Source organism: Bacillus rhizoplanae (assembly GCF_917563915.1).
GTDB lineage: Bacteria > Bacillota > Bacilli > Bacillales > Bacillaceae_G > Bacillus_A > Bacillus_A rhizoplanae.
Map to the genome: position 1 here is coordinate 1 of NZ_CAKJTI010000059.1, position 5,982 is coordinate 5,982.

Annotated in this window: 7 protein-coding genes and 2 pseudogenes; 1 reads left to right on the top strand and 8 read right to left on the bottom strand. The window is 34.1% G+C overall.

What is annotated here, in order from left to right; genetic code table 11:
• Positions 1–165: 165 nt before the first annotated feature.
• The 6 genes and pseudogenes from LRP84_RS21960 to LRP84_RS21985 all read right to left on the bottom strand — a co-directional run.
• A complete protein-coding gene (locus tag LRP84_RS21960; RefSeq protein ID WP_230577029.1) occupies positions 166–576 on the bottom strand; it encodes a hypothetical protein in 411 nt (136 codons plus the stop codon).
• Positions 577–1,026: 450 nt separating this feature from the next.
• Positions 1,027–2,274, bottom strand: coding sequence for a DUF4153 domain-containing protein (locus LRP84_RS21965; RefSeq protein ID WP_230577030.1), 1,248 nt, complete (start codon positions 2,272–2,274; stop codon positions 1,027–1,029).
• Between the two features lie 48 nt (positions 2,275–2,322).
• Positions 2,323–2,538: a helix-turn-helix domain-containing protein gene (locus tag LRP84_RS21970; RefSeq protein WP_017153334.1), complete on the bottom strand. Its 216-nt coding sequence runs from the start codon at positions 2,536–2,538 to the stop codon at positions 2,323–2,325.
• An 11-nt stretch (positions 2,539–2,549) separates the two neighbouring features.
• The gene (locus LRP84_RS21975) at positions 2,550–3,032 is read right to left on the bottom strand and encodes a DUF2975 domain-containing protein (protein WP_098125440.1); all 483 of its coding nucleotides are present in this window, start codon (positions 3,030–3,032) and stop codon (positions 2,550–2,552) included.
• Between the two features lie 323 nt (positions 3,033–3,355).
• The gene (locus tag LRP84_RS21980; RefSeq protein ID WP_230577031.1) at positions 3,356–3,736 is read right to left on the bottom strand and encodes a DUF6262 family protein; all 381 of its coding nucleotides are present in this window, start codon (positions 3,734–3,736) and stop codon (positions 3,356–3,358) included.
• Positions 3,729–4,478, bottom strand: a pseudogene (locus tag LRP84_RS21985) (tyrosine-type recombinase/integrase); the annotation flags it as partial. The pseudogene LRP84_RS21985 and the gene LRP84_RS21980, both read right to left, overlap by 8 nt.
• Positions 4,479–4,544: 66 nt before the next feature.
• Between LRP84_RS21985 and LRP84_RS21990 the strand changes: the two are divergent.
• Entirely contained in the window at positions 4,545–5,231 is a 687-nt protein-coding gene (locus tag LRP84_RS21990) for an IS6 family transposase (RefSeq protein ID WP_230577032.1), read from the top strand.
• Positions 5,232–5,350: 119 nt separating this feature from the next.
• On the opposite strand, the gene LRP84_RS21995 is transcribed toward LRP84_RS21990, so the two are convergent.
• Both LRP84_RS21995 and LRP84_RS22000 read right to left on the bottom strand, forming a co-directional pair.
• Entirely contained in the window at positions 5,351–5,644 is a 294-nt protein-coding gene (locus tag LRP84_RS21995; RefSeq protein ID WP_098311296.1) for a stage V sporulation protein S, read from the bottom strand.
• 172 nt (positions 5,645–5,816) lie between these two features.
• A pseudogene (locus LRP84_RS22000) lies at positions 5,817–5,982 on the bottom strand (site-specific integrase); the annotation flags it as partial.

A 5,982-nucleotide genomic window follows, 5' to 3' on the forward strand; every position in this document is an offset into this window, starting at 1 on the left:
AACCTTGATAAAATAGTAAATAGAAAAAGCGTATTTTGAAAAAAAGATTGATCAAGCCCTAAATTAAAAAAAGATAGATAAATTAAAGGACATTACATATTTTACATGACTAATATGTAATGTCCTTTCTTATTCAATAATCGCGCCCGATTATTGAATAAGATATTATTTCTCAATTCGTACCAATGTTTTTTCAGGCATTTCAATCAAATCAATATTAAGGTTATCGATTTTCAAAGTTATTTCACCAATTCGTTTGTCCTTTTCCTCACCAACCCAACAACTATAAAGTTCAAAATAATCACCCTTTTCAAGATAGCTATCCATAATTTCACATAATGCAATTAGCTTCTTTTTCGATTCATTATATACCCCTCGATTCATATATTTTGATATATCAATTCCCCAGTGACTAGATACCTCATAAACAAGTGGTGTAGTAAATTGATATCTTTTTACGTCCTGTTTGTTGTACTTAGTTGAAAAACAATCTCCAATATACATTAAATCATTATTTTCATCATCTTCAATAAGTGAGATTTCTACATTACATCCAATATAGCTTGCTAAACTCATTTGAATAACCCTTTCACTTTCTTAAACTATTCTGTCCAAAAGTTTCAATGTACTTCTTCACACGCTTTTCTTATTCTGGAAATGCGCCCTTTAATTGAATAACTAAGAATATTACTTAATTCTTCTTCAACTAACGCCCCCTTTAGTATAAGTACATCTTTTCACATTTAATCTAAATCTAAATCAAACTCAAACTTAAAACCTGCAAGTTTAGCTTATCAAATACGTTTCATGTAGTCCTTTTTCGTTGGGCACATGAAACTGGACATATTTTAAAGAATCCAGTTGCAACAATATATTATGTCTTCTAGTTTGAATACCCTCTTTTTAACTTTAGTAATGAAAATAAGCCAAAACTATGCAACTCTGTATAAAAAGCTGCATAATATCGGCTCTAAGGATTTTATACGTTATAGAAGATTAACTTTTCGTTACATTAACAGAGCCTTTCTAATTAAAAATTATAGGAAAAGTAAATGTAACGAAAGCTGCCCAAAGTCCGTAGACCGGCAAATACTTAGTAACGGCATCTTGGATAGTTGAAGGTCCGGATTTGTTTTGTAGAAAACGCATATAGGAGAGCATAATCCAAATTAGATTTGCCCAGATAAGTATGTTTACTCCTAAAACAGCAAGTCTATTAGGCGTAATCCCATAAGAAGAAAGTCTGAACACGATGGCTGACAAAGCCACACTGTCAATGATAAGCGCAAGAACAATTAAGGCAAAATTTATATAATCTGAAATGTTCTTTTTCTCGTCTGAGTCGCTCTCGGTAATGGAAAATATGGTAACGGCCAATACACCAAGGAGTATTCCGTTGAAGGCTATCAGGAAATTGCGGTCCAAGAATGGATTTTTTCCGACCCATATAACCGTTATAAGATAGATCAACAATGTGACCAGGACAAGAGGACTAAAAATTTTAGCTATATATGGTGTAATATTCTTAGCAAGTTTAAGATTCATTGATACCAGGTATGCAGCCACAATAGCGAGAGCGGCAGCACCAAATAAAACGACATTACTAAAATAGAAGTCTTCTATATCCAAGTCAACAAAGCTAAATAACTGCATGGTTAATGCTGCTAGTACCATTCCGCTAACTGCCATGCTGGCGTAGAGAATACAATATTCCAAATTAAATTTAATATAGGCTAATCTTGTACTGCCTTTTGAATATTCATTTCCTGTAAATGCAAGCCCTACCAATACCCATAAGAATATGGGAAGGTGTAAATAAGCAAGGATAATACTGTCTTTATAATTTAATGGTAGCATATTAAGATAAAACCCGGAAATTAGGAACAACGCTGCAAGGGAATAAATAACACTTTTTTTCGGAGTATTATTGTAAACAAAATAGGCAGCAATAAAGGGAATTATACCAAAAGCCAGGTTAATTGGAGCAATTGCTTCCTGTTCGACAAAATGGAAAATGATCCTGGTGCTTATCCCGGCCAGAATGGCTAAAATGCCCATGAATAAGAAACCTTTTTGAAGCAAGGAAGTTTTTTCTGTATTTGCCGTCTCCTTGAAATGCAATCTTTCATACCAAACACCAAGAACCTGAGAATCAGGATTTTGTTCCCACGCGTGTGAGAATGACTTTTTAAAAGCTTTCGGATCTTTTCTATACATTCTCTCCAGCTCATGAGGGTTAGCAATATTTTCAATAATCAAATTGTTAATATCCATAGTTATACCTCCCCTAATAATTGTTATATTAAGTTTCCTCCACAATGTTTAACTGTCTTCGTCACTTTTGTATTCTAAAATATCCCCAGGCTGACATTCTAAAGCCTTACAAATTGCCTCTAAAGTGGATAATCGAATCGCTTTTGCCTTTCCATTTTTCAATATAGAAAGGTTCGCCATTGTTATTCCAACCTTCTCCGAAAGTTCTGTTACGCTCATTTTCCTTTTTGCTAACATCACATCAATATTAATTATAATTGCCATTGTTATTCACCTCAGACCGTTAAATCATTTTCTGATTTGATATTAATTGCATCTTGTAAAAGTTTTTGGAGAACAGCCGCAAAGACTGCGATAACCATCGAAGCAAAAGGAACAACCAATCCGACAAAGATAACTCCTGGTGCGTCGTCTACTTCCGCAAAGATATAGAAGAGCGGCCAAACTAGCACATGCAAAATACTGATTGTGATGGCACAGTATTTGATTTTCTTTAAAGCTTTTACAGATAAATCGGAGAAAGCTTTATTTTTGTCAATATAGCATAAGAGTTTGAAAGCCTGATACAAAGCAAAGTAAAAAGGTATAGCCGATGCATCAAAAGCGATGAAAACGAGATATTTTATAAAAGCAAACTGTGGAAGCAATTTTGCTGCAAGATTCGCCATCTCAGGCACCAAAAAGATGCACAGAGCAAGAACTGGGACTCCTAAAAGAATAACAGCTATTTTTAAAAACAACGTTGTTACTTTTTCCATAAAAAGCACCTCACTTATTTATTCTGATTTTGATTTTAATATACATTTTATCGTTTTACAATAAATTTTTATTAATTTGAATAACATTTTTATTGTAGGTTTTTGTTTTAAGCAAAAATAAAAAGCATTCCTCATTCAAAGAAATGCTCTATAACTTTAAACCATTAAATTTATAACTTGTACAGCTAACCTGCCCGTTAGTTTAAGTGCAAACCTTCACAATCTCTTCTGTATTTCAAACACAAATATCCAATTTTCAATACAGATGCTGTTCAACAATCTGGCCCGATTATTGAACAAGGAGAACAACGTTCTCCTATTGACTATAACTTTTTATAAACATCTGCGTAAGCTACTTTCAGTTGTTCTCTTAATTGCTTGTTTTCATTTTCCAATTTCTTATTTTTCCTTTTAAGTGATGCGATAAGTGCATCCTTGTTGCTTTCATTCATTTCTCGCTTTACTTGTTTCGGTGTAGGTACTTGCGATTGTTGATTTCTTAAAGTTTCAATTCTCGAACGGAAGTCCTCATTGTTGTAGAGTGTTGCTTTTGATATACCAGCTTCACTGGACACACTATTAAAGTTTATTTTTTTATTCGCTTTTAGAAGCCTTTTAATGGCTTCATCCACTTTCTGATATGTATTCGCTTTACGCTTGGCATGAATGGTTTTTAGGTGGGCTGCACGATCATATTCAGCCATTTTTAACACCTACTTTCCGTTTCATCCTATCCTGCCTACCAAAGATAATATTTCCTTCTTGAAGGGTGTTTAAAATGTTTTGATAACGTTGTAAATTCTTTTTATTTTTTTCTGCAATATCTTCTCGACCTCGTTGTTTTGCTATCTCAATTGCTTTTGTAGTTGTTTTAATGTGAAGTTCATATTTTTGTTCATCTAATTCCGAAAAACCTACCGCTAAATCCTTACATGGAGTTGGATTGTCACCACAAGTCAAACAAGGTGGTGCTTCCATATGAGGACAGTTTCCGTTTAAACGAGCGTGACACGTTCCATAAGGGTTGTCCATCGCATTTAGCTTATGATCTCGCCATAAGGCATCCAATATGTCTGTTGGAATATCTTCTCCTGCTTTGATTTCTTGTACTTCACCATTTAAATCAAAACTAAAGACACCTTGTTTTATTACCGCTTCAAACGCTTTTCTTTTGGTATCATCTAATAACTTGGCGTATCTTAAAGTCATTTCAGGGGAAGCATGAGCCAATAACTCTTGCACAGTTAAAATATCCGCACCACCGTTTAACATTTTTACTCCATAAGTATGTCGGAACTGATGAGTTTTGAAATAAAATAAGTTACCGCCTTCATGAGTAATATTTTTTCGTTTTGCTAATATATTTAGTTCTTGTCTAATCCAAGTTTGACTAAATGGTTTTCCTTTTCGTTGACCACGATAGCGAACAAAAATATACCCTTCGGGAGGTTCTGTTGCAAAGTTTTTTAAACTAAGCTATATTCTAGAAAAATGAGACGAGGAGAATGACAGATGGGATATTTTAAAGGAAAACAATTCAAACAAGACATTATTTTAGTAGCCGTCGGCTACTATTGTCGTTTTTCTTTAAGCTATCGTGATGTATCTGAAATCCTGAAGGAACGTGGTGTTTCGGTTCATCCGACAACCATCATGCGCTGGGTTCATGAATATGGCAACTTGATCTACCAAATTTGGAAGAAGAAAAATAAAAACGTACAATTGTCTTGGAAATTGGATGAGACTTATGTAAAAGTCAAAGGAGAATGGCGTTACCTATATCGTACGATTGATAAAGAGGGTTACACATTAGATATTCAACTGCGTAAAAAGCGAGATCATCAGGCCGCATATGCCTTTATGAAAAGATTAGTGAAAAAGTTTGGAGAACCAACGGTTCTAACAACAGACAAAGCTCCAGCATTACTTTGTGCGTTTAACAAATTAAGGGAACAAGGCTTTTATAAACATACAACTCACTGCACAATCAAGCATTTGAATAATCTCATAGAACAAGACCATAGACATGTAAAGCGACGTTTTGCCAAATCCGCAGGATTTCAAAGTCTTCGCCATGCTTCACGTACCTTGAAAGGAATCGAAACGATTCATGCCATACATAAACGAAAACGCAGTTTGCAACCAAACTGCGTTTTTTCAACATACAATGAATTACAGCAATTACTTAGAATTATATAAGATTCAGCTGTACTCACCCTAACTTTCTATCTGTAAAAAAACTTTGCAACAGAACCAAAATGGTTAACTATAAGTAAAAAAAGAAAAAGACCAACTTCTATCGGTCTTTTCAAATATTCTTATATTGTTGGTCTCTTCTTAGACCTAGATTTTCTAGGACCTACAATTAGTTTGATTGCTGTTCTTTCTTGATTATTGATTGAAATCTCTTGAAACGCTGGAATAAGAACCAAGTCAATACCACTAGGAGCTACGAATCCTCTTGCAATAGCAATGGCTTTAATCGCTTGATTTATAGCGCCAGCTCCAATCACTTGAATTTCTGCATTACCGCTTTCTCTTAATACGCCTGCAATTGCACCTGCAACTGAATTGGGATTTGATTTTGATGATACTTTTAATATATTTTCCATGTAAGTTGCTCCCTCTGTTATTTAATCTCCTTTTTGGTTACTGACTGGACTGGAATGTAATTAACGTATCTTTAACTAATATTCATATCAAAAGCAAACAATACTATTGAATGTATTTATTCGATACTTTTTATGATGTACCTGCCCATCTACATAAATAAAAAGCGAATTACTAAATCTTAAACTTAGTCATCGCTCTATCCATTGCATCTTGGTTTACCCCTATATATCTAAGTGTTACTCTTTCTGATGAATGATTAAATATCTCCATAAGCAACGCTATGTTCTTTGTCTGCATGTACATGTGATATCCAAACGTCTTACGTAATGTATGTGTT